Annotated in this window: 24 protein-coding genes; 6 read left to right on the top strand and 18 right to left on the bottom strand. The window is 31.1% G+C overall.

The features are described from left to right. Nucleotides 1-14: 14 nt before the first annotated feature. Genes ACIQZ1_RS04780 through ACIQZ1_RS04770 form a run of 3 tightly spaced genes read left to right on the top strand, consistent with a single transcriptional unit; the run spans nucleotide 15 to nucleotide 3005 of the window. Complete coding sequence (locus ACIQZ1_RS04780) at nucleotides 15-692, top strand: metal-dependent hydrolase (protein WP_396159552.1); 678 nt, start codon at nucleotides 15-17, stop codon at nucleotides 690-692. A gap of 41 nt (nucleotides 693-733) precedes the next feature. Beyond that, nucleotides 734-1924, top strand: a complete 1191-nt coding sequence (locus ACIQZ1_RS04775) for a hypothetical protein (protein WP_396159549.1) — start codon at nucleotides 734-736, stop codon at nucleotides 1922-1924. Nucleotides 1925-1973: 49 nt separating this feature from the next. Beyond that, the gene (locus tag ACIQZ1_RS04770) at nucleotides 1974-3005 is read left to right on the top strand and encodes an o-succinylbenzoate synthase (protein ID WP_396159547.1); all 1032 of its coding nucleotides are present in this window, start codon (nucleotides 1974-1976) and stop codon (nucleotides 3003-3005) included. Between the two features lie 52 nt (nucleotides 3006-3057). On the opposite strand, the gene ACIQZ1_RS04765 is transcribed toward ACIQZ1_RS04770, so the two are convergent. The 13 genes from ACIQZ1_RS04765 to meaB all read right to left on the bottom strand — a co-directional run bounded on the left by ACIQZ1_RS04765 (nucleotide 3058) and on the right by meaB (nucleotide 14666). Beyond that, the gene (locus tag ACIQZ1_RS04765) at nucleotides 3058-3921 is read right to left on the bottom strand and encodes a hypothetical protein (RefSeq protein WP_396159545.1); all 864 of its coding nucleotides are present in this window, start codon (nucleotides 3919-3921) and stop codon (nucleotides 3058-3060) included. A 2-nt stretch (nucleotides 3922-3923) separates the two neighbouring features. After that, the gene (locus ACIQZ1_RS04760; RefSeq protein ID WP_396159543.1) at nucleotides 3924-4316 is read right to left on the bottom strand and encodes an SRPBCC family protein; all 393 of its coding nucleotides are present in this window, start codon (nucleotides 4314-4316) and stop codon (nucleotides 3924-3926) included. Nucleotides 4317-4383: 67 nt separating this feature from the next. Further along, nucleotides 4384-4797: a Holliday junction resolvase RuvX gene (gene ruvX, locus ACIQZ1_RS04755; RefSeq protein ID WP_396159542.1), complete on the bottom strand. Its 414-nt coding sequence runs from the start codon at nucleotides 4795-4797 to the stop codon at nucleotides 4384-4386. Between the two features lie 116 nt (nucleotides 4798-4913). After that, on the bottom strand, nucleotides 4914-6122 hold the full coding sequence (locus tag ACIQZ1_RS04750; RefSeq protein ID WP_396159540.1) for a peptidylprolyl isomerase: 1209 nt from the start codon (nucleotides 6120-6122) through the stop codon (nucleotides 4914-4916). A 6-nt stretch (nucleotides 6123-6128) separates the two neighbouring features. Further along, nucleotides 6129-7208, bottom strand: a complete 1080-nt coding sequence (locus ACIQZ1_RS04745; RefSeq protein ID WP_396159539.1) for a peptidylprolyl isomerase — start codon at nucleotides 7206-7208, stop codon at nucleotides 6129-6131. A 7-nt stretch (nucleotides 7209-7215) separates the two neighbouring features. Then, complete coding sequence (gene gldI, locus ACIQZ1_RS04740; RefSeq protein WP_396159537.1) at nucleotides 7216-7764, bottom strand: gliding motility-associated peptidyl-prolyl isomerase GldI; 549 nt, start codon at nucleotides 7762-7764, stop codon at nucleotides 7216-7218. Between the two features lie 10 nt (nucleotides 7765-7774). Continuing rightward, complete coding sequence (locus tag ACIQZ1_RS04735; RefSeq protein WP_396159535.1) at nucleotides 7775-8797, bottom strand: bifunctional oligoribonuclease/PAP phosphatase NrnA; 1023 nt, start codon at nucleotides 8795-8797, stop codon at nucleotides 7775-7777. Continuing rightward, nucleotides 8797-9168: a fluoride efflux transporter CrcB gene (gene crcB / locus ACIQZ1_RS04730; RefSeq protein ID WP_396159533.1), complete on the bottom strand. Its 372-nt coding sequence runs from the start codon at nucleotides 9166-9168 to the stop codon at nucleotides 8797-8799. The genes ACIQZ1_RS04735 and crcB overlap by 1 nt, the downstream gene beginning before the upstream one ends. Then, nucleotides 9165-11153 (bottom strand): choice-of-anchor L domain-containing protein, encoded by a 1989-nt coding sequence (locus ACIQZ1_RS04725; RefSeq protein ID WP_396159531.1) that lies wholly within the window; start codon nucleotides 11151-11153, stop codon nucleotides 9165-9167. Before ACIQZ1_RS04725 ends, crcB begins: the two co-directional genes overlap by 4 nt. 16 nt (nucleotides 11154-11169) lie before the next feature. Continuing rightward, the gene (locus ACIQZ1_RS04720; RefSeq protein ID WP_396159529.1) at nucleotides 11170-12024 is read right to left on the bottom strand and encodes an ABC transporter permease; all 855 of its coding nucleotides are present in this window, start codon (nucleotides 12022-12024) and stop codon (nucleotides 11170-11172) included. 93 nt (nucleotides 12025-12117) lie between these two features. Further along, nucleotides 12118-13011 (bottom strand): ABC transporter ATP-binding protein, encoded by an 894-nt coding sequence (locus ACIQZ1_RS04715; RefSeq protein WP_396159527.1) that lies wholly within the window; start codon nucleotides 13009-13011, stop codon nucleotides 12118-12120. A gap of 49 nt (nucleotides 13012-13060) precedes the next feature. Further along, on the bottom strand, nucleotides 13061-13525 hold the full coding sequence (locus ACIQZ1_RS04710; protein WP_396159525.1) for a DUF4375 domain-containing protein: 465 nt from the start codon (nucleotides 13523-13525) through the stop codon (nucleotides 13061-13063). Between the two features lie 58 nt (nucleotides 13526-13583). Beyond that, complete coding sequence (meaB, locus tag ACIQZ1_RS04705; RefSeq protein ID WP_396159523.1) at nucleotides 13584-14666, bottom strand: methylmalonyl Co-A mutase-associated GTPase MeaB; 1083 nt, start codon at nucleotides 14664-14666, stop codon at nucleotides 13584-13586. 235 nt (nucleotides 14667-14901) lie between these two features. On the opposite strand from meaB, the gene ACIQZ1_RS04700 reads away from it, so the two are divergent. Continuing rightward, nucleotides 14902-16305, top strand: coding sequence for an FAD-binding oxidoreductase (locus ACIQZ1_RS04700; RefSeq protein ID WP_396159521.1), 1404 nt, complete (start codon nucleotides 14902-14904; stop codon nucleotides 16303-16305). Nucleotides 16306-16309: 4 nt separating this feature from the next. Here ACIQZ1_RS04700 and ACIQZ1_RS04695 read toward each other — a convergent pair whose 3' ends face one another. After that, entirely contained in the window at nucleotides 16310-16699 is a 390-nt protein-coding gene (locus ACIQZ1_RS04695; RefSeq protein ID WP_396159519.1) for a hypothetical protein, read from the bottom strand. 384 nt (nucleotides 16700-17083) lie between these two features. Between ACIQZ1_RS04695 and ACIQZ1_RS04690 the strand changes: the two genes are divergently transcribed. Together ACIQZ1_RS04690 and ACIQZ1_RS04685 are read left to right on the top strand one after the other, a co-directional pair. After that, the gene (locus ACIQZ1_RS04690; RefSeq protein ID WP_396159517.1) at nucleotides 17084-17284 is read left to right on the top strand and encodes a DUF2007 domain-containing protein; all 201 of its coding nucleotides are present in this window, start codon (nucleotides 17084-17086) and stop codon (nucleotides 17282-17284) included. A gap of 86 nt (nucleotides 17285-17370) precedes the next feature. Then, the gene (locus tag ACIQZ1_RS04685; protein ID WP_396159515.1) at nucleotides 17371-19002 is read left to right on the top strand and encodes an ABC-F family ATP-binding cassette domain-containing protein; all 1632 of its coding nucleotides are present in this window, start codon (nucleotides 17371-17373) and stop codon (nucleotides 19000-19002) included. 44 nt (nucleotides 19003-19046) lie between these two features. Here ACIQZ1_RS04685 and ACIQZ1_RS04680 read toward each other — a convergent pair whose 3' ends face one another. The 4 genes from ACIQZ1_RS04680 to ACIQZ1_RS04665 form a co-directional block, all read right to left on the bottom strand. Continuing rightward, a complete protein-coding gene (locus ACIQZ1_RS04680) occupies nucleotides 19047-19493 on the bottom strand; it encodes a sterol desaturase family protein (RefSeq protein ID WP_396159512.1) in 447 nt (148 codons plus the stop codon). Between the two features lie 53 nt (nucleotides 19494-19546). Beyond that, on the bottom strand, nucleotides 19547-20386 hold the full coding sequence (locus ACIQZ1_RS04675; protein ID WP_396159510.1) for a phytoene/squalene synthase family protein: 840 nt from the start codon (nucleotides 20384-20386) through the stop codon (nucleotides 19547-19549). 1 nt (nucleotide 20387) lies between these two features. Continuing rightward, entirely contained in the window at nucleotides 20388-21848 is a 1461-nt protein-coding gene (locus ACIQZ1_RS04670) for a phytoene desaturase family protein (RefSeq protein WP_396159508.1), read from the bottom strand. Between the two features lie 29 nt (nucleotides 21849-21877). Then, on the bottom strand, nucleotides 21878-22595 hold a 718-nt coding region (locus ACIQZ1_RS04665; RefSeq protein WP_396159506.1), incomplete at its 5' end, for a B12-binding domain-containing protein.

The raw sequence follows: 22595 nt of genomic DNA, 5'->3' as shown, positions 1-22595 counted from the left end.
CTAAAATAGTAACTATGAAAATAACATTTTACGGACACGCGTGCTTGGGCATTCAAATCAATGACATTCATATTTTGGTAGACCCTTTTATTACAGGAAATGCAAAAGCATCTCATATTTCTATAGACGAAATTGAAGCCGATTATATATTGTTAACGCACGCACATCAAGACCATATTTTAGATGTAGAAACCATTGCCAAACGAACCGATGCAGTAATTGTATCTAATTATGAAATTGCTTCACATTATGGAAATAAAGGGTTTCATTATCATCCGATGAATCACGGCGGAAGTTGGGATTTCGAATTTGGGAATGTCAAATATGTAAATGCTATTCACACTTCCTCTTTTCCTGATGGAAGTTATGGTGGGCAACCAGGTGGATTTGTAATTGAAGGCGAACATAAAAACATATACATTGCAGGCGATACGGCTCTATCAATGGATATGAAATTGATTCCGATGCGAACCAAATTAGATTTGGCTATTTTGCCTATCGGAAGTAATTTTACAATGGATGTGGAAGATGCCATTATCGCTTCAGACTTTATAGAATGCGATAAAATATTAGGCTATCATTACGATACGTTCGGTTATATCGAAATTAATCACGAAGAAGCCAAACGTAAATTCTTCCAAAAAGGAAAAGATTTAATGCTGTTAGAAATTGGACAAAGCATCGACTTATAGACTTTGGTATCAAAATTGCTTAACAATAGAAAAACTATTTCATGAAAAAAATATTCTTATTCCTTCTTATTGCTCAAATTTCTTTCGCTCAGAAGGATGGTTTTTGGGATAAAGAGCGCGCGTTTACTAAAGAAATTAAACTTTCATCGGGTAACCGAACGTTAGTAAAAATTGACGATTTACCCGAGGGTGCCTCTGAATTTGTATTCCGAATTTTATTAATTGATGAAAATGGAAAAATCACTACAAGTTTAGCATCTATACTAAAAGCCATTCCAGATCCTACAGGTATTAGTCAGGGCACAGCAGGCGCTATTGTATTAACTAATTCACTTTCAGGTGATGATACTTGTGTCTATGGGATTTACACGTCTGAAAAGGCTGGAAATCAGTTTTTAAAAGACGGAAAGTTAGAAACGGCTTGTTATTTTAAAAAAGAACCTGTAAATAAAGACAGTAAAGTGATTTCTATTAAAAATACCAACTGTTTTGAAAACGCACCCTCTATTTGGTTTGGTTTTGAAAATAAAAACTGGGTATTAAGCACCAAAATTGTATTGGAAGTGGTTTCTTGGATAGATTATTCAGCTAGTAGAGGTTGGAATTTAGAAACAAAAAAAGAAATTTTAACAGAAGCTGAAAAATTAGCAACTGTTAAAATGGTGGCAAACAAAAATAATTATTTAGCTACGTTTATAAAAGTTTTCGCAGCTAAATATAAGTACAGTGAATACAAACAATTACTTGCAATTGAAAAAGCGAATATAATGCAAAGTATTGCTACCGAAAGTTTAACGCAATCAGGAGAATTACAAAATTATTTAGATAAAATTAGAAGCGCTTCTTTCGATTTGTTTAAGAAAGGAAAATCAGATGATGCAATCGCATTAATTCAGAAGGAAATTATCGAAAAAAAATATGCCAAAGACAATGATTATAGTGCTTTAGGAGATATTTATTTATTCAACAAGCAATTTGTAAATGCTGAAGAACAATATAAAAAAGCAATTGATAGAAACGCTTCGGAATTAGGATACAAATTAAAATTAGCGCACGTTTTTATGTTTTCTAATAAAGTTGGCGAAGCAAAAGATATTCATAAATTATATAAAGACAATAATATTTCGGCAAATAAAAGTTGGATAGCACAAACCAAATATGATCTTGAAGATTTCGAGAAAAGAGGATTTTCAACCGATAATTTTAAAAAAATACTAAGAATCCTTGAATAAGTTTCAATAATTGTCACATTGAAAATTGACTCATTGTCTAATTAAGAATATGAAAGCAACCTATAAAAAATACATCCTTAACTTTAAACGTCCAAGTGGCACCTCGCGTGGTGTGATGACGGAAAAAGAAACCTGGTTTTTACTATTAGAAGAAAATGGTAAAATTGGAATAGGAGAGTGTGGATTGTTGCGAGGTTTGTCTATTGATGACCGACCAGATTATGAAGAAAAATTAAAATGGGTGTGTGAAAACATTCATTTGGGAAAGGATAAATTATGGGAGGCGCTTCTTGAATTTCCTTCCATTCAATTTGGTGTAGAAATGGCATTTTTATCTTTACAAGCTGTTTCTCCATTTGAATTATTTCCTTCTGATTTTACCCAATCGAAAGATTCAATTTTAATTAATGGATTGGTTTGGATGGGTGAGGAAGGCTTTATGAAACAACAAATTGAAGAAAAATTAGCGGAAGGTTTTACCTGTATAAAATTAAAAATTGGGGCTATAGATTTTGAAAAAGAATTGGGATTATTGCGATTTATTCGTCAAAATTTTGATGCAAAAACTATTGAAATACGTGTAGATGCTAACGGCGCTTTTACTTCAAATGAAGCTTTAATAAAATTAAATCAATTATCTGAATTTGAATTACATAGCATTGAGCAACCTATTCAAAAAAACAACACTGACAGGATGTCAGAGCTATGCAAAACCACACCAATTCCAATAGCATTAGATGAAGAATTAATTGGTGTATTTAATTATGAAGATAAAGCAATGCTTTTGGACGTCATACAGCCACAATATATTATTTTGAAGCCAAGTTTTATTGGCGGAATAAAAGGTAGCTTAGAATGGATAGAATTAGCCGAAAAACGAAATATTGGTTGGTGGATTACTTCAGCTTTAGAAAGTAATGTAGGTTTAAATGCGATTGCACAATTTACCTACACGTTAAATAATAAAATGCCACAAGGATTAGGAACCGGTGGTTTGTATACTAATAATTTTGATTGCCCTTTAGAAATTAATAATGGGAAGTTAGTTTATGTAAAGGAACGTAATTGGGAATTTATGTAATCTATCTTAAAATTTCATCAAAAAAAGAGCGACAAATAATTGTCGCTCTTTTTTATTTACACATAGTTTTATAACTCTCAGTAAGTTTTATAAAGGGTTCTAAATAATAATTTGCAAAAACGGTACTTTCAAATTCTCGTTTTTCTTTTTTAGTTTTTAAGTTTTTCTTTCCTTCGTTTACGTCACTTTGCATTTTCTGATATTTTTGAATAGCATCTTTTTTCATTTCTTCTGAAACATCCATCTTTTGATCGAGTATTTTCTGAAACTCTGGACAATCATTAGTAACGTGTTTAATTGCATTTACTACTTCTTTCCCAATTTCATTTTGATTTTTGAATAAATCCATTATGCTAAAATCTAAAGGATTAATAGCTAAATTATCTTTTGAATTATTTAAATAAAAAACGGTTCTAACATATTTACCTTGCGCAATCATATTATAACCATAGAAATTTATAGAATCTTTTTTAATTAAAGGCAGAAATACAATACGGTCAGTTTCTTCAATCTCACCGTTATTTTTTGTTCTTAAAATTTTTAATCGTTTAAATTCTTTAATTTCTTTTGTTTCGATATCAAAGTGGGTGATATAATTTATTGAATCTGCTGATATTTGAATTGAAGTATCTTCAGCATTTTTTCTAAATCTAATTTTTTTTCTATTATAATTAATGTCGTTTTCAAGATCACTAGGTTTAAAACCAAAATCTCTAATCTCAATTATGTTTGGAGAATCAAAATCTTGAACTTCACCCATTAATGTTTTTCCATTAGTTAGTTGAACCGTTGCAGGTACATATTCCTTTTTTCCAAAATAAAATTCAACTCCAGATACTTGTTGATTCATTCTGCCATTTTGAGAAAATGAATTTAATGCTATTGCAATAAAAAATAAAAAAAATAGTTTCTTCATAACTATAATTTATTCATGTTGCTAGCCAATGTTTCAATAAACTTGGTAATTGGTCCTTTAACCATCATCGCCATCATTGCATTGAATTCACCTTCAAAGAACAATTGTATATCTGTAGTGTTTTCTGAAGTGGCATCTATTTTTGCAGTTAAAGTAAACGGTAATTTACTAGAAGCGGCTCCTAAGATTATTTCTGAATTTGGTGTGCTAGCTTTTTTTACCAATTTAATTTCTGGCATACCTTTTAAACCAAATTCAAAGCAATTTTCATCAATAACTTCAAATTTTGCCATATTTTCAGGCATTAACTTTTCGAAATTTTTAATATCTGATAAGGCATTAAAAATGTATTCAGCAGATTTTTCTACGTTTGTTTTTGGACTTTCTAAATTCATTATGTTGTTTTTTTTGTTTCAGGTTTTGTAAATCTAAACTCGTATATCTTACATTCAAATTTACGTTTTATTTCTTGTAATTCAAATAATCTTGCAATAGTATTGTTGCGGCTATTTCGTCAATTAAAGCTTTGTTTTGGCGTTGTTTTTTCTTTAAACCGCTATCAATCATAGTTTGAAATGCCATTTTTGAAGTAAAACGTTCATCAACACGTTCCATTTTCATATTTGGAAATTCGGTATGAAATTGCGAAATGAATTTTTCAATCATTTCCGAACTTTCACTTGGTAACCCGTTCATTTGTTTTGGTTCTCCGATGAGTACAGTTTCTACATTTTCTTTCGAAAAATACGTTTTTAAAAAAGCAATTATATCTGTAGATGGAATTGTGGTAAGTCCGCTTGCAATAATTTTAAAGTCGTCTGTAACTGCAATTCCAGTTCGTTTTAGTCCGTAATCTATAGATAAAATTCGTGCCATTTCATTAATTTAAGTACAAAAGTAAGTAAAACCCAATGTAAATGTATGAATTTGTACAAATAAAAAATCTCACCTTGATAACTCAAGATGAGATTTTAAAATTAATTGTTCAGTATTTATTTTTTTGCAGCGGGTAAACTTTCTAAAATTTCCACTTCAAAAATGATATTACTATTTGGTGGGATTACATTTCCTGCACCTCTTTCGCCATAACCTAAATTAGCTGGAATAAAGAAAATTGCTTTATCGTTGAAATTCATATTGTTAATTCCTTCTAAAAATCCAGGGATTAAGCCTCCTTTACTTCCATATTTAAATGGAAAAGGTTGGTATCCGTTTTGGTTGGCTCTGTTTTGGTCAAATTTACCGTACATTTTGTTAATGGCTTCGTAGCTACTATCAAAAAGAGTCCCATCTTCTAAATATCCTGCATAATGCACATAAATATCTTTTCCTTCTGTTGGTTTTACACCTGTTCCTTTTTGTAAGATACTATATTGTAAACCAGAAGGCGTAGTTGTAGATTTTGCTTTTAAAGCAGCTAATTCAGCAACTTTAGCAGCTAAAAGCGGACCTAATTTTTCTTTCATTTCTTTATCAGCAATGGCTTTTGCTTCCGCTTCTTTTTGTCTTTTTTCTGCTTCTAATTTTGCTGCAGCTTCTGCTTTAATTCTGTTTTCTTCTGCTTCTTTTTTATCTAATTCAGGTTTTATTTTCATATATTCTGAAAATACTTTTTCTGCATTGAAATTTTTAGCTAATTTTCCTTTTCTAACAATTACTACTTTTTCAATTACATCATCTTGAGCAATAGCATCTACTACTTTTTGCCCTTCAATAACGTGACCGAAAACACTATGTTTGTTGTCTAACCAGGGTGTGTCTTTGTGTGTGATAAAAAATTGAGACCCATTTGTTGCAGGACCTGAATTTGCCATAGATAAAATTCCAGGTTTGTTATGTTTTAAGCTTGGATCAAATTCGTCTTTAAATTTATATCCAGGATCTCCCGCTCCAGTTCCTAATGGACAACCACCTTGAATCATAAAATTAGCAATAACTCTATGAAATTTTAAACCATCATAATAAGGTTTTCCTTTTCTGTCGTTGGTTACAAATTCATTTTTACCTTCTGCTAACGTAATAAAATTCGCTACAGTAATGGGTGTTTTTTGAAACTCTAATTGTAAGGCAATTTTACCTTTGTTGGTATAAATTTCTGCAAATATACCTTCCAAAACTACTGGTTTTGGTTTCGCATTTTTAGTTTGTGCTAAAGAAACAGTGGCAGTTAATGCACACAATAATACTACTAACTTTTTCATTTTTAATTAATTTAGTTTTTCTAATAATTCTACTTCAAATAATAATGTGGCATTAGGCGGAATGGTGCCATAACCTTGTTCCCCATACCCTAAATGCGCAGGTATTAATAAGGCCATTTTATCGCCAAATTTCATATTTTCTAATCCTTCAATAAATCCAGGAATTAAGCCAGTTTTACTGCCGTAAGTAAATGGAAATGGTGCATATCCGTTAGCTTCTTTTCTGGCTACATCTAATACGCCATTTTCTTCGGCTACATTTGCATAACTTGTGTCGAACAGCGTGCCATCTACAAAAAAGCCGGCATAGTGTACAAATACTTCTTGGCTATAAACTGGTTTTTTTCCTTTTCCTGAAGAAATTAATTTATAAATTAATCCAGTTTTGGTTTTGGTCCCGGTTGCTTTAATATCCTCAATTTGTGCTACTTTTTTAATTTTTACTTGCTCAAGTACTTTTTGTAATTCGACTTGTTTATCAAAATATTCTTTAAATACTTTAAGCGCATCGAATTTTTTCGCTGCATCACCAATTCTGATGATTTTTACAGTATTTATTTTGTCGCCAACCACAATTGTACTCACAATATCTAATCCTTCTACTACTTCACCAAAAACACTGTGTTTTCTGTCTAAATAAGGGGTTTGATCTGTTGTTATGAAAAATTGCGAACCATTTGTGTTAGGTCCTGAATTTGCCATAGATAAAATTCCAGCTTTTCCGTGATTTAATTCTGGATGGAATTCATCTTTGAATTTGTATCCAGGTCCGCCTTGTCCTGAACCTAAAGGATCGCCACCTTGAATCATAGGCGGATTTGCTTCAACTCTGTGAAAAGTCAATCCGTCATAGAAGTGAATGCCTTTATATTTTGAGTTGACATAATTGTTTTTTCCTTCAGCTAATGTAACAAAGTTTGCTACGGTAAAAGGCGCTTTTTCGAATTCTAATTTTATAGTAATATCACCTTTAGACGTTTCAATTAAAGCATATAAACCATCTGATAAATTACCATTTTCAACTTTACCTGTGCAAGAAATAAATAGTGTGCTAAAAAAAAGGAATGTTAGTAGTATCTTTTTCATTTTTTAATTATTCAGGGGTTTCTGTTTTTATTTCATTTAACGTTACGTGACAAATAATTGGCTGATTGGTTCCGATTTTTTTATCATCACCGTGATATCCGTAAGCAGATTGTGAAGGAAAAATAAATTTCACTTTGTCGCCTTTATGCATTAATTTGATACCGTTTCTTAAACCACTCATAATATTTTGTTTGTCTACATAATAGGTTTGAGGTTTTAATTCTTCCGCAGAATAAATAGTATTTCCGTATAAATCGGTAATTTCATAATCAAAATTCACTACATCACCTTTAACAGGAAATACGTTTTCAGTACTTTTACTTTCATAGGCATACCAAAAACCTTTTTCTGAACGATTATAAATAAATGCGGTATCTTTTTGAATGATTTTATTGATGGCTATTTTTTCTTGTTCATTCAACTTTTTATTTCTATCAATGGATTCTTTCATAAAAGTTCCTGATGAGTGAGAAATGGGTTGACGCGCTTGTTTTTCAGAACACGAAGTAATGAAAATGCTTACAGCAACAAGTAAAATAAGTTTGAATGAATTCATTTTAGTTAATTTATTTTTTTTCGATTGCTAAAATAGCAATAAATTTAGTTATTGTGTCGTCTAAACTATCAAAAGATTTTCCACCAGCGGCATTTTTGTGTCCGCCACCATTAAAATGATTTCTAGCAAACTGGTTTACATCAAAATCACCTTGTGAACGGAACGAAATTTTAACTATTTTTTCTTCTGAAACTTCGGTGAAAAACGCTGTAAAATCGATATCCTTAATGGTTAAGCCATAATTTACAATACCTTCTGTATCGCCTTTTTTAACTTGTAATTCATTTTGTTCTTGTTGCGAAAGTGTAATATAGCTCGTTTTGTATTCTGGTAACACTTTCATATTAGATAGCGCTTTTCCTAAAATCTGAAGTTTATTATAATCGCCATTATCGTATAAATTTACGTGAATTTGCGAATTATTCACGCCTATATCAATTAAATTTGCCACAATACGATGCAAGTTTCCGGTAGTTCTTGGAAAACGAAATCCACCAGAATCTGTTGCAATACCGGTGTATAAACACGTGGCTGCATCTACATTTATGTAGTCACCAAGTTCTAATTTTTGTATGAATTCATACACCATTTGGCAAGTAGAACTATACTCAATATCCGAAAACATATATTTTGCATAGGTATCAGGTTTCTCGTGGTGGTCAATCATTACAAATGTTGTTGAAAGTGTTTTTAAAACCGTTTCCATTTGTTCGCCAGTACGATGAAATGCATTGAAATCTAATGTAAAAATTAGTTCAGCTTCTTTTAAAACAGAAGTTGCTTTATCTGTATGTGCACCTTCAAAAATTAGTGTTGCGTCATTTGTACCTGGAATCCATTGCAAATAATCAGGGATTTCATTAGGTACAACAACAGTAATTTGATGATTTAATTGTTTTAATATATGATATAACCCAAGCGTAGAACCCATAGCATCGCCATCCACATTTCTATGCGGAATGATAGCAATCTTTTTAGGAGTTGCTAAGAGTAGTTGCAATTCTTTAATTTGAGTTTCGTTTAAATGTGTCATTAATTGAATAGTTTAAAACCTATTATAATACCCAAAAAACCTACTGCTAGGGAAGTTATTGTATATAGAATGGCAAAGTTATAATTTTGATTTTGAATAAATTGAATGTTTTCTAAACTAAATGTTGAAAAAGTAGTAAATCCACCACAAAATCCGGTAATTAGTAAAAGTTTTAACGTTTCATTTTGCAAATTATTTTTCTGAATATATCCAAAAAGTAATCCAATTAGCAAACAGCCTAAGCCATTTGCAATGAAAGTTGCCCAAGGAAACTGTGTTGTGTTATTTTTAGTTAGAAAATAACTTAGTAAATATCTGGCTACGCTTCCAATTCCGCCACCAAGGAGTACTAAAAATATGTTTTTTATCATCGTTTTAAACTAAAATGTCCTTTTATTTTTTTGCCGTTTGAAACTTCTATAATAAACCAATAATCTGTTGAGGGAAGCATTTGATTATCGAAAGTGCCGTCCCAACTGGAGTTGATTTTATTTAACTCCTTTATAAGTTTTCCAAATCTATCAAAAATATAAATTTTACTGTTTTCTAATCCTTTTTTATCTAAATTTTTAATTTGCCATACATCGTTAAATGAATCTCCATTTGGAGTGAAAAATTTTGGATAGGTTAGTGCAAAAAAGGTATCAGAAACTGTTCCGCAATTTTCTTCTTTAACATAAATTCGATATTCTCCAGGTTCAGGCAAATTAAAAAGGGGTGTATTTTGAAAATTTATACCATCAATTGAGTAGGTGTAATTACCATTCCCAGAAATAGAAATTAAAGCCGTTAAATTTTCCTCAAAATCATTTACATCAATATTCGTGATTGTAGCAATTTCAGATTCAATTGCAGTAAATGTTTTTGTATTTGTACAGCCATTTGCATTTGTTAGCGTAACGATATAATTTCCTGAGCTTGAAATAGATATGGATTGCGAATTCTGAACAGGTAAAGTATTCCAACTATAATTAGAAAAACCACTTGGAGCACTAATTGTTGTTACTGAATTATTGCAAATATTTATTATTTCGGATGGTAAAATACCGCCAGATGAAATTACGTTTAGCGTAATTGGAATGTTAGCATAGCAATTTTCAAGCGTAACGATTCTTGCATAAATAATCTGTTGATTTGGTGTAGTATTGGTAAAGTTGGCTGGTAAAGCAGTTGTTCCAGTGGTAGATTCAAACAATGCTACACTGTAATTACTTGGTAAGTTATTAAATATTTGCGTTTTAATGGCGTTTAAGTCAAATACAGCAAATCCATCTGAATTCGTATCACAAGCTGTAAAGCTGGTAGTTGATGTTGTTATATTAGGCGCATATTCTATTTCAATTGAGCCTGTAATAACGCAAGTAGTATTAACATTTATTTCTACCGTATAAGTTCCTGCTGATATTACATCATAAGTGGCACTATTTGTCCCGACAGGATTACCATTTTTAAACCATTGGTAACTTGTAGCACCAGATTGTGTTGCGTTTAATATTAACGTTTCGTTTGGGCACAAAGAATTTCCTGTGGCAAGTAATCGATTAGGTCCTAAGTCTTTTTCTGACACAAAACTTCCGGCTTTTAAGAAAATTCCAGAATCAAAACGTGCATTTCCTTCGTCAGCAATAACTAATTTAATATGATATAATGTTCCAGGTATTACCGCTGCTTGTGCTGTTAAAATTTTGGTTTGACCATCATAAGTTGTAGGATAGGTCCCTGTATTAAACGCATCAAAATACGTTTGATTTGCAGCAGGACAAATTGTGCCGCTTCCTCGAACCGTATTCACTCGAACAGGTATAGTTGTACCAGGAACTAAAGCTAAATTTTGATACGATGTGGCTGTAGCTTCTTTAAGTAAAAAAGCAAAACCATCAGTATAATTGCACTGGTTTGCAGTAGGATTCAAAAGATATTGTTCTGATGCAAAAATATAATCAAAGCTGATAGTATTCGCATTCGGTATAAAATCGAATTCTAATACAGTAGCGTTAAATGTGTTAGTTAAACTTAATGCAGTATTCAAATCGGAGTCACCATTCCAACCCATTCCAATGCCTGAATCTGAAAAATTAGTATTAGGTCCAATTACGGAACTTAATTTTCCAGTACTTAAAACAATACCTTCTTGAAAGGGAAATACAGAACCATTAGCATTGAAATATCCAAAACTCATTTCACCTGCACTAAAATTTCCACCTGATGCAGAAAAATTACTTACAGATACACAACCACTGTTAACTAAAATGTTTTCAATTAATTGTTGTGCTGTAAAGGTTTGATTTACAGTTATGTTTTGCGAAACGCTAACGTTAAATAAAACGCCAAAAAATATTAATATTATTTTTTTCATAGCATCAGCAAAGATACTATAAATCTCGTTTTTTAAGGAGGTAAAAAGATAAAAATAAGAACAAGCAGGTCCAAAATAATACGATGGCAATGCTAATAGGTTCTACAGCATAATTTTTTTCAATAGTTGCACCCACTGTAGTGGTAACCGATTTTACAAAATTTAATCTCGTAAAAGGCTCTACAATTAAATTTGACATTGATTCTAAAGGAAATAATTTTTTTAGAAAATCAATTGGAGTAGTGTCTTTATCTAAGTGCGTATAGCCTAAAATTTGATATTTTAAAATGGCGTGACCAATATTTTCCCCTAAAAACCAAACAAAAATAAATCCTAATGTAAAAGCAGATCGTTTAATTAACAAGGCAAGAAATAAACAGAAAGAGAAAAACGCAACGTGTTTTAAAAAGTAAGCAAACAAATATTCTAAATCCGAAAAAATGATGCCTATCTCTGTAAAAGAAGAATATTTTAAACCTAAAATTAAACTAATTACAAAAACTAAAGTGGTAGAAACTAATGAGAATACTAATATGGTATACACTTTTGACAGTAAGAACTCTTTTTTAGACATTCCATCAATTAAGTTTTGTTTTAATGTGCCGTAACTATATTCATTAGCAATCATTGAAACAATAATTACAGCCAAAAATATTTTTAACCAAGAAGCAATAAACGTGGTAAAATGCCAAATATATGGAAAATTGAAAAAGCCACTTTTTGCAGCTTCAAATTTAAACACACCAAAATCGAATTCAATTAAGGCTACCGTAGCTAATAACGAAAGCGATAAAAAATAAACTATGGTTAGTATTCTGCTGGCTTTGTTTTGCCAAATTTTTTGTAATTCTATAGAGAGTAGTCTTTTCATTTTTTTAGTTTATTTAGTTTGAAAGTTGCCTGAGGCTCTCGAAGGCAATTGTTGAATTAATTTTGTTGCCTTCGAGAACCTCAGGCAACAAAATTAATGTTTCGTTAATTCTAAAAATTGCTCTTCTAAACTGTTTTTGCGTTTCACTAAATGTGAAAGCGTAATATTTTGTTTAAATAAGTGCGAATTTAATTCTGCTGCATCTAAATTAGCATTTAAATACACCAATACTTTCGAATCCTCTTCTTCTATTTTTTCAATTTGTGGAAACGATTGTATCGCCGTTTTTAATTGTGCTAAATTATCTGATTCTAACTCAAAAAATCCTTCATTTGCTGTAATTCCGTCAACTGATCCTTGGTATAAAGTAACGCCATTTCTTATTACAATTACGTGTGAGCATACTTTTTCAACTTCGTCTAATAAGTGAGACGCTAAAAGAATTGTTGTGCCTTGATTGGCAATAATTCGGATTAAATCTCTAATTTGTCTAATTCCTTGTGGATCTAAACCATTTGTAGGTTCATCTAAAATTAAAATTTCAGGATCGTTTAATAGGGCAGAGGCAATAGCCAAACGTTGCTTCATTCCTAATGAAAACGTTTTAAATTTGCTGTCTTTTCTTTCTAAAAGACCTACTAATTCTAATTTTTCGGAGACTTTTGTAAAAGTAATGTTTTTTATTTTGCAGACTAATTTCAAATTGTCTTCCGCTGACATATAGGGGTAAAAATTGGGACGTTCAATAATGGCACCCACTTTTTTTAGGGCTTCGTGTGTAGAGTGTGCTCCATCAAACCATTGAAATTCACCGGATGTTTTATTTACTACGTTTAAAACAATGCCCAAAGTAGTTGATTTTCCAGATCCATTAGGTCCTAAAATTCCATATACATTTCCTTTTTTTATTTCAATAGAAACGTTGTTTACCGCGTGAACTTTGCCGTATTTTTTATGAAGATTGCTAATTTTTAATATAGTTTCCAATAGGTTTACATATTTAATTTATATGTAAGACGACAGAAACGGTATCGTGTTACACGAATTCATTAAGAAATTTCGATTTATTTTTACGAATAAAAGCAACAATTAATGCTACAACATCTTCCTCTTCTTCTGTAAAGAAAATTTCATCTAAGTCTTCCCAACCTGAGATAATTTTTTCATCAAGTTTGGCTATAACTTCTTGTCTTTTTGCTGTATTTTCGGTATATTTAACTGTAAATAATTGAAAAGCTTTTGTCAGTAATGTAGCTGTTTTAGGCGCTTCAATTTCTTTATATGCTTGGATAATTTCTTTAGCAAAATCGCCACTTTCATTATTGAAGAAATACTGCAAACCGCCTTCATTCATTGCAGCTTCAAAAATATCTATTAGAACGAATGTTTTTTCGGCGTGGTTTAAATCTGTTTTTTGTTTTTTATCCCAAATATGAGTCCCAACGGCTTCAATAATAGCTATTTCGTCTTCTAATTGTAATACGGTTTCAATATTTTGCATATAAAAATGTTAAAGTTTGTTTTGTGAATTAATGAATAAGGTATAAAAATTTATACTATTATTTCTTGAAAAGCTCTAATAAATATTTGGCGCCTACAAAAGGAGATATTTCGTGTTGTACTACTTGTTTTTTTACGGATACTAATTGTTTTATTATTTCTGGATGCTGATAAAAGCTGTTTTTCAGTTGTTCATTTATAGTTTCCATCATCCAATATTGGTTTTGCGCTTCTCGGTTAGCATTAAAATAACCAGAATCAGTGGTTTGAGAAATATAAGCTAGAATAATCGCATACACTTCTGTAATACCATCCGAAGTCAGCGAACTGCAAGTGGTTACATTAGGTTGCCATCCTGAATCTTTCATTGGAAACAAATGCAACGCTCTATTGAATTCTATTTGCGCCATTTTTGCCTTTTGTATGTTGTCGCCATCAGCTTTGTTTATTACTACTGCATCGGCCATTTCCATAATACCTCGCTTAATACCTTGTAGCTCATCGCCGGCGCCCGATATTTTTAATAGCAAAAAGAAATCTACCATACTGTGTACTACGGTTTCACTTTGTCCAACACCAACGGTTTCAATAATAATAGTATCAAAACCACAGGCTTCACATAAAATAATTGCTTCTCTAGTTTTTCTGGCGACACCGCCTAAACTTTCACCAGATGCACTTGGTCGAATAAAAGCATATTCATCTTTTACCAATTCTTCCATTCGGGTTTTATCTCCCAAAATACTTCCGTGACTCAACGTGCTACTTGGATCAATAGCTAAAACTGCTACTTTTTTTCCAATGCCGGTTAGGTGTTTTCCAAATGCTTCTATAAATGTACTTTTTCCTACACCAGGTACACCTGTTATTCCAATTCGAACCGATTTATTAGCATAAGGCAAACAACCATTTATGACTTCATTGGCTTTTTCAAAATGGAGTGGGTTGGTGCTTTCAATTAAGGTAATAGCTCTACTTAAAGCTACTTTATCCCCTAAAATAATTTTTTCAATCAACTCAGCCGCACTAACTTCTTGCTTTCTAAACGCTTGAATGTGCTTTGCTACCTGAGAACTTACTATTTCAGGTTTAATTATTCCGTCTTTTTCGGAAAGTGCAGATATTTTATTATTTTTACTCAATTAAAATTGCTTTGTGTAAAAGTAATAATTTTTTTTAAATGAAGCCATTCCTGCTATCCGCTAAATCTTTTTATTTAAGTTTCCTTCGAGTGCCTCAGGAAACTTAAATAAAAAGGATACCGCTCCTATCAGGGCTAAGGCATTCGTTTTCAAAAGAAGCCAAATTAATCGCAAAAACAAAAAACTATTTACTTTTCGATACTTTCGAAATTTTGTAGTAATAAAATATAAAATTATGAATTTCAATACTGAAGCTTTTCAAAAATTAACCACTATTGTAGGCGAAAATTATATTTTTACAGATGCTGAAACATTATCGCATTTTGGTCATGACGAAACGGAAGATTTATCTTTTCCACCGCAAGTAGTTCTTAAACCAGCCAATGCACAAGAAATTTCCGAAATTTTAAAAATAGCCAATCAATATAAAATTCCAACTACGCCAATAGGTGCAAGAACCGGATTAAGTGGTGGTGCCTTATCTATTTTTGGGGGCATTGGTTTGTCGTTAGAGCGATTAAATAAAATTATTGAAATAGACGAAAATAATTTGCAAGTCACTACTGAACCAGCTGTAATTACTCAAGTATTACGTGAAGCAGTAGCTGAAAAAGGATTGTTTTACCCTGTTGATCCAAGTAGTATGGGTAGTTGTTGGATAGGAGGTAATGTTGCCGAAAATGCTGGTGGAGCACGTGCTGTAAAATACGGGGTAACTAAAGATTATGTATTGAATTTAGAAGTGGTTTTGCCTACGGGTGCTATTATTTGGACAGGTGCCAATACGTTAAAAAATTCTACAGGTTACAACCTAACCCAATTGATGGTAGGAAGCGAAGGTACTTTAGGGATTGTAACCAAAATTGTTTTAAAACTAATTCCGAAAAACACACATAATGTATTGCTGTTGGTTCCATTTTATAAGGCTGAACAAGCTTGTGAAGCGGTTTCTGCAATATTCAGAGCCGGAATAGTTCCGAGTGCATTAGAATTTATGGAACGAGATGCCATAGATTGGTCAGTTACCCATTTAGACGGCATTTCTGTAGAGGTTAAACTAGAACATCAAGCCCATTTATTAATTGAAGTAGATGGTAATTACCCAGAAATTTTAATGCAAGAAGCGGAAAAAATATTGGAAGTGGTAGAACAATTTGAAATCGATGAAGTGTTATTTGCAGACACAGAAGATCAGAAAAATGCCCTTTGGAAAATGCGAAGAGGTGTAGCTGAAGCCGTAAAAGCAAATTCTATTTATAAAGAAGAAGACACGGTTGTTCCAAGATATGAACTACCAAAATTACTTAAAGGTATTAAGGAAATTGGTTCAAAATACGGATTTCAATCGGTGTGTTATGGACACGCTGGTGATGGAAATTTACACGTAAACATTATCAAAGGCACTATGTCTGACACCAATTGGAAAATAGAAGTACCAAAAGGAATTCGTGAAATTTTTGAATTAACAGTTTCTCTAAAAGGAACTTTATCTGGAGAACACGGTATTGGTTTGGTACAAAAAAACTATATGGATATTGCTTTTAATAAAGGTCATTTAGAACTAATGGAAAGAATAAAAGCTGTTTTTGATCCAAATAATATATTAAATCCTGGGAAAATTTTCCCTGATGAGTTGTAAAAGTTTATTTTTTCAAGTATTCTAACAAAACAGGATCTGCGTTTTTAAACGTATTGTCCATTTCAGTAATGGTGGCATTTCGTTTTTTGTTAAGTTTTATTAAAATATCTTTTTCTGTTGTAAATAAAATTACGGTTAAAAACGGATTGTTTAGGTATTGATTTAAAAGCAGTATTACATCTTCAATAGGTTTTATTTCTATAATTTCTTCGGATAAATATCTAAAAGTTACATTGAATTTTAAAGTATCATTATCTACAATCGTACGAAAATATACATTTGTTAATTCCGTTTTTCCAATGGTTTTTCCTAAGGTTAACTTTGCAAAAGTCCCATTAGATAAACTGGTTTTTAGGTGGTCGTATATAGCATTTATTTGTTCAGAATAGCTCATGCATTTTTTTTGTAAAAGTACTAAAAGTTACGAATAAAAAAATCCTCAATTATTACTAATTCAGGACTTATTTCATTAATCTCTTTTAGGATTGTTTTTTTTATCTCGTTTTTCTTCTTTTTTCTCTTTTTGAGTTTTTAAAGGTTCTTTTTTTTGTCCTTTTTTTGCGTCTTGACTTTTAGCCATAATTTTTTGAAATTTCTAATTACTTCGCATTATTTGTTTTGTAAATATAACTTCTTTTATTGAAGTTCAACCTATTCAAATCTGGTTTTACTTATAATTTATAATAAATTGTAACACAATAATTTATTAATCTTTCAATTTTGCCTAAAATTATTGAAATAGACTATATTTGCACCTCAAAAATCCAAATACATAAACATGGGACTTATTAAAATTTTTTCTGGAAAAGAATCAATTGCTATAAAATTACAAGCTGCAGTTGAAGCCGAAAATGTAAAAGTGACACAACGAGAAAACAAACAAAATTCAGGAGATGTAGCAATAATTGAATTGTTTATAGAAGAAAATGATTTTATGAAAGTGAGAGATGTAATTGAAGATTTTAAAATGAATATGTAATTGTAGTGATTAGTAAATAGTGAAAAGTTTGATATAATTTACAAATCCTTTAACACATTACCCAAAACCTTTTACCTTAAAATAAAATGATTACAGTTAATGATATCGCCGTAGAATTTGGCGGAACCACTCTTTTTAGCGAAGTAACTTTTGCCATTAATGAAAATGATAAAATTGCCCTTATGGGTAAAAATGGCGCAGGAAAATCAACCCTTTTGAAAATAGTTGCAGGCGAAAGCAAAGCCACACGTGGAAGTATTTCTGCTCCAAGTGATGCTGTAATAGCTTATTTGCCTCAGCATTTATTAACTTCAGACAATTGTACGGTAATGGAAGAAGCTTCTAAAGCTTTTGCTGAGGTACTAAATATGAAAAAAGAAATTGACGATATAAATGAGCAATTAACAGTTAGAACGGATTATGAAAGTGATGCGTATATGAAATTAATTGAGCGTGTTTCTGAACTTTCAGAAAAATTTTATGCTATTGAAGAAGTCAATTATGAAGCAGAGGTAGAGAAAGTACTAAAAGGATTAGGTTTTGAAAGAGAAGATTTTACTCGATTAACTAAAGAATTTTCAGGAGGTTGGAGAATGCGAATTGAATTAGCTAAAATTTTATTAAAAAAACCAGATTTAATTTTGTTAGATGAGCCAACCAATCATATGGATATCGAAAGTATACAGTGGTTGGAAGATTTTTTAATTAATTCGGCAAAAGCTGTAATGGTAATTTCTCACGATAAAACATTTGTAGACAATATTACTAATCGTACTATTGAAGTTACAATGGGTAAAATTTACGATTACAAAGCCGTATATTCTGAATATTTAGAATTGCGAAAAGACAGAAGAATTCACCAACAAAAAGCCTTTGATGAACAACAAAAATTCATTGCTGACAATCAAGCGTTTATAGATCGTTTTCGTGGTACATTTTCTAAAACAGACGCAGTTCAATCTCGTGTTAGAATGTTAGAAAAAATTGTACCCATTGAAGTGGATGAGGTGGATACCTCGGCATTGAAATTGAAATTCCCACCATCGCCACGTTCTGGGCAATATCCGGTTGTTGTAGAAGAATTATCAAAAAAATATGGTGACCATGTTGTGTTTAAAGATGCCAATATGGTTATTGAAAGAGGACAGAAAGTAGCTTTTGTTGGAAAAAATGGAGAAGGGAAATCTACCATGATAAAAGCCATTATGAAGGAAATTGAGTTTGAAGGTAAGTTAGAAGTAGGACATAATTCTCAGATTGGTTATTTTGCGCAAAATCAAGCCTCATTATTAGATGGTGAAATGACAATTTTTGAAACAATAGACCAAATTGCAATTGGTGATGTTCGTACGAAAATTAAAGATTTATTAGGTGCTTTTATGTTTAAAGGTGATGATATTCAAAAGAAAGTAAAAGTGCTTTCTGGTGGAGAAAAAACACGTTTGGCGATGATAAAATTATTATTAGAACCTGTGAATGTTTTAATTCTCGATGAGCCAACCAATCATTTGGATATGAAAACTAAAGATATTATTAAAGATGCTTTACGCGATTTTGATGGTACATTAATTTTAGTATCACACGACCGTGACTTTTTAGATGGTTTGGCAACAAAAGTGTTCGAATTTGGAAATAAACGTGTTAAAGAACATTTTGAAGATATCAAAGGATTCTTGGCCTACAAGAAAATGGAAAGCTTAAAAGAAATTGAAAAATAGAGATATATTATTTATATAAAAAAAAGCTCCAAAAGGAGCTTTTTTTATGCGTTTTTATAATGTTTAAACGGAAATAATAACATTCCAAAACATTCTCCTTGGTGTTTTCCAATATGTTTATGGTGCATTTTGTGTGCACGTCTTAGTGCACGAGCATATTTGTTATTTGCGTTTCTGAATAATTTAAATCGTTGGTGAATAAAAATATCATGAACTAGGAAATACGTTAAGCCGTAGGCAAAAATCCCAAGTCCTATCGCTAATCCGATTTCTAATATTCCATTTTGCCATAAGAAGAAAAATGTCATACTTACCACAGCATAAAAGATAAAAAAAGCATCATTTCTTTCAAACCACGAATCGTGGTCTTTTTTGTGATGGTCGGCATGTAAACTCCAAAGGAATCCATGCATAATAAATTTATGAGTAAACCACGCCATAAATTCCATCATAAAAAATGTTATAAGAAACACTACTATATACAACCACATAATTTTTTAATTTAAAGTTTTAATGTTTAAAAATGTATTTAAATTTTTAATGATTAAAGTAAATTTAATCGATATTTTACGTAACAACGCGCTAAAAGTTCGGCTTTTTCATAATCAGGAACTCTAATCCGTGTGTTTTTTATTTCTGTTGAAGGTGTCGTTTTCAATCTTTTCAATAATCGTTTGTAATATCTGTACGCGGTGTATACACCAAATTTAGCTTCAATAGGTAAACGTAAAATTCCTTCGTATGCCATTTTAAAATCAGCTTCAATGTCTTCAATAATTTCTTTTTTTGAAGTTTCTGTTAGCTTATTTAAATCGGTATTTGGAAAATAAGTACGATTTAAACCTTCGAAATCAGCTTTTAAATCTCTCAAGAAATTTACTTTCTGAAAAGCAGAACCTAATTTCATGGCTGATGCTTTTAGTTCTTCGTATTTTTTTTCATCACCATTTACAAAAACCATTAAACACATTAATCCAACTACATCGGCACTTCCATAAATATATTCGTGATATTCTTCAGTGGTTTTGTATTCTTGTTTTACTAAATCAAGTTTCATACTTTTCATAAACGCATCAATCAAATCTTGACTAATATTGTGTTTATTTACAGTATGTTGAAACGAGTTTAAAATAGGATTTAAACTAATTTTATTCTGAATAGCATCTTCTAATTCGTTTTCAAATTTTTCAAACAAAACTTCTTTGTTATAGTCATGAAAACTATCCACTATTTCATCGGCAAAACGAACAAAACCATAAATGTTATAAATATCTTGTCTAATTGATGGTGCAAGCATTTTCACTGCAGATGAAAAAGAAGTACTGTATGCTTTGGTAACTTTAACGCTACATGCGAAAGAAACGGTATCAAATAATGCCTTCATATTATTGGTATTTTTTTATTAATTGGGCAACTAACTTTCCTGATATTAACGCTGGTGGAACACCAGGTCCAGGTACGGTTAATTGTCCCGTAAAATATAAATTTTTAACTTTTTTACTTTTCAATTTCGGACGTAAAACAGCGGTTTGTAATAATGTATTAGCCATCCCGTATGCATTCCCTTTGTAGGAGTTATACTCTGATTTAAAGTCGTTTACGCAAAAAGATTTTTTAAAGATAATGTTTTTTCTAACATTTTGTTTCGTAATGTGTTCAAATCGACTTATTATTTTTTCAAAATAGATTTCTCTTACTTCTTCAGTATCTTCTAAGTCTGGTGCAATTGGTATTAGAAAAAAACCATTTTCGCAGCCCTCTGGAGCGGTTTCCTTATTTGTTAATGAAGTAAAATTAGCATAAAATAAGGGTTCTGAAGGCCATTCTGGATTGTCGTAAATTTCAACAGCATGTTTCTCAAAATCCGAATCAAAAAATAAATTATGATGACACACATTTTCTAATTTCTTATCAAAACCAACATAAAATAATAGGGAAGAAGGCGCAAATGTTTTTTTATCCCAATAGGCTTCAGAATATTGTCTATTATTAATTGGTAATAACGTTTCAGTATGATGGTAGTCTGCTCCTGAAAGCACTACATCTGCTTTTAAAATTTTATTATTTATTTCAATACCTGTAGCAGTATTGTTTTCTACAATAATTTTAGAAATAGCTGCATTAGTGTGATACGTTACGCCCAATTCTTTTCCTAATTGAACCATAGCCTGAACGACATCGAAAAAACCATTTTTTGGTTGCCACGTTCCTAAACCAAAATCGGCATAATTCATAAAACTATAAAATGATGGTGTGTCTGAAGGTTTTGCTCCTAAAAACAATACAGGAAATTCTAAAATTTGTTGTAAGTTTTTGTTTTTAATTTTTTTACGAACATCTCTTTTGATGTTTGAAAAAAATTGGTCGATTTTAAGTGCAGTTTGTGGTGTAATTAATTCTAAAATGCTTTCGCCAGGTCTGTATACTAAATCCTTGATAGCAATTTGGTAATTTTTTTTAGCGTTGTCAATAAATTCGCTTAATTTTTTACCGCTTCCTTTTTCTATTTTTTCAAAATCGGATATAATGGTATTTAAATCCTCAGATACGTCAAAATGCGTGTCGTTTTCAAAAAATACTCTATAACCTGGATTTAATTTTTCTAAACTATAATAATCTGAAGGTTTCTTATTGAAATCTGCAAAAAAACTTTCAAAAACATCGGGCATCCAATACCATGATGGACCCATGTCAAATGTAAATCCGTTAGCAGTAAATTGTTGTGCACGACCTCCTAAGCCGGTGTTTTTTTCAAATACAGATACATTATTACCTTCTTTGGCTAGATAACAAGCTGCAGCTAATGATGAAAATCCAGATCCTATAATATGTATTGTTTTTGGCATATATGTGTAATTAGTATTTTAATGTAATATTAAAGAGTATACAAGAAATCTTTTAAGTTATCTATAGACCTAATGTTTTCAGGTAGTTTAGAATTGTCTAAAGTCTGAGCTTTTCTTCCTAATATTAACAAGTCATTAGCATTGTTTTTTAATATCGTATTCTTAAAAGTTTGAATATAATTTTCAATTTCATCTTCGCTTGGTTCTACCGTTAAGTAGGTGATGTACGTTATTTTTTTAAAGTGGTTATTTAATTCCAATAAGTTCTCAATTGGTAAACTTCTTCCTAAGTATACAGAATGATGTCCTTTTGTAACGATTTCGTGATGGAGAAACAAAAGACCTAAATCGTGAATTTCATTAAATGGTAAGTATAAAATATAGGTTTGATCTGAAACGCTATTTTGTTTAATTTGATATTTCTCAATTTCAATTAATATTTTTTGTTTAATTAAATGAGAAATAAAATGTTCGTGTGCTGGAGTAATCGTGTTTGTTGTCCATAAAACACCTATTTCCTCTAATAGAGGTATAAATGTTTCAAAAAATACAGCACTAAAAGTTTTCTGACTAAGTAATTCGTTATACGTTTTTACAAAAAGTGGCTGGTCAAAATTTAACATTGCCATTTTAAAACTACTTAGAACATGATTGTTAACCGTTTTTTCTGTTTGGATTTTAACTACAAACTTTTCAATTTCTGTTTGATTTAGTTTAGAAATTTTAGAAATTTTATAACCAAAATTG

This window comes from Flavobacterium sp. (assembly GCF_044341185.1).
Classification (GTDB): Bacteria; Bacteroidota; Bacteroidia; order Flavobacteriales; family Flavobacteriaceae; genus Flavobacterium.
The sequence above is the reverse complement of the archived record's forward strand: the minus strand, read 5'-3'. Positions and strand labels throughout refer to the sequence as shown.

Coding starts and splice junctions, on each gene's coding strand:
- ACIQZ1_RS04775 (WP_396159549.1), top strand. CDS start 734: ATGAAAAAAATATTCTTATTCCTTCTTATTGCTCAAATTTCTTTCGCT.
- ACIQZ1_RS04685 (WP_396159515.1), top strand. CDS start 17,371: ATGATTACAGTTAATGATATCGCCGTAGAATTTGGCGGAACCACTCTT.
- ACIQZ1_RS04760 (WP_396159543.1), bottom strand. CDS start 4,316: ATGAATTTAGAAAGTCCAAAAACAAACGTAGAAAAATCTGCTGAATAC.
- ACIQZ1_RS04745 (WP_396159539.1), bottom strand. CDS start 7,208: ATGAAAAAGATACTACTAACATTCCTTTTTTTTAGCACACTATTTATT.
- ACIQZ1_RS04695 (WP_396159519.1), bottom strand. CDS start 16,699: ATGAGCTATTCTGAACAAATAAATGCTATATACGACCACCTAAAAACC.
- ACIQZ1_RS04690 (WP_396159517.1), top strand. CDS start 17,084: ATGGGACTTATTAAAATTTTTTCTGGAAAAGAATCAATTGCTATAAAA.
- ACIQZ1_RS04710 (WP_396159525.1), bottom strand. CDS start 13,525: ATGCAAAATATTGAAACCGTATTACAATTAGAAGACGAAATAGCTATT.
- ACIQZ1_RS04770 (WP_396159547.1), top strand. CDS start 1,974: ATGAAAGCAACCTATAAAAAATACATCCTTAACTTTAAACGTCCAAGT.
- ACIQZ1_RS04700 (WP_396159521.1), top strand. CDS start 14,902: ATGAATTTCAATACTGAAGCTTTTCAAAAATTAACCACTATTGTAGGC.
- ruvX (WP_396159542.1), bottom strand. CDS start 4,797: ATGGCACGAATTTTATCTATAGATTACGGACTAAAACGAACTGGAATT.
- ACIQZ1_RS04725 (WP_396159531.1), bottom strand. CDS start 11,153: ATGAAAAAAATAATATTAATATTTTTTGGCGTTTTATTTAACGTTAGC.
- ACIQZ1_RS04750 (WP_396159540.1), bottom strand. CDS start 6,122: ATGAAAAAGTTAGTAGTATTATTGTGTGCATTAACTGCCACTGTTTCT.
- crcB (WP_396159533.1), bottom strand. CDS start 9,168: ATGATAAAAAACATATTTTTAGTACTCCTTGGTGGCGGAATTGGAAGC.
- ACIQZ1_RS04680 (WP_396159512.1), bottom strand. CDS start 19,493: ATGTGGTTGTATATAGTAGTGTTTCTTATAACATTTTTTATGATGGAA.
- ACIQZ1_RS04675 (WP_396159510.1), bottom strand. CDS start 20,386: ATGAAGGCATTATTTGATACCGTTTCTTTCGCATGTAGCGTTAAAGTT.
- ACIQZ1_RS04720 (WP_396159529.1), bottom strand. CDS start 12,024: ATGAAAAGACTACTCTCTATAGAATTACAAAAAATTTGGCAAAACAAA.
- ACIQZ1_RS04670 (WP_396159508.1), bottom strand. CDS start 21,848: ATGCCAAAAACAATACATATTATAGGATCTGGATTTTCATCATTAGCT.
- ACIQZ1_RS04735 (WP_396159535.1), bottom strand. CDS start 8,797: ATGACACATTTAAACGAAACTCAAATTAAAGAATTGCAACTACTCTTA.
- ACIQZ1_RS04765 (WP_396159545.1), bottom strand. CDS start 3,921: ATGAAGAAACTATTTTTTTTATTTTTTATTGCAATAGCATTAAATTCA.
- ACIQZ1_RS04780 (WP_396159552.1), top strand. CDS start 15: ATGAAAATAACATTTTACGGACACGCGTGCTTGGGCATTCAAATCAAT.
- gldI (WP_396159537.1), bottom strand. CDS start 7,764: ATGAATTCATTCAAACTTATTTTACTTGTTGCTGTAAGCATTTTCATT.